Below are 289 nucleotides of genomic sequence, written 5' to 3'. Positions count from 1 at the left end.
GCGTGTGCCTCCACGCCCAGGCAAACAACAGACAGCCTGGCGGAGACCAGCACCAGCACCGGCCCGCGACCAGACGGCATGCCGGACTGGGCACTGACGCCACCTTCTGCTGCCGGGATGGCGTACGGGGTTGGCAGTATCGAGGTGTATGGTGACCCGGTCAGTGCCATCAAGCGTGCCAGCGAGCTGGCGCGGGTTGATCTGGTCAGCCAGTTACGGGTGACAATCAGCGGTGATTTTTCGTCGACGGTGACAGAAACATCAGGCAGCGACAAGGAAACCCGGGTGC

The 289-nt window shown here is 63.3% G+C and carries 1 protein-coding gene; it reads left to right on the top strand.

Annotated features, from left to right (window positions below):
• On the top strand, positions 1-289 hold a 289-nt coding region (locus Q4563_RS19080; protein WP_303605632.1), incomplete at both ends, for a hypothetical protein.

The organism is Gilvimarinus sp. 1_MG-2023, assembly GCF_030548285.1.
The sequence above is the reverse complement of the archived record's forward strand: the minus strand, read 5'-3'. Positions and strand labels throughout refer to the sequence as shown.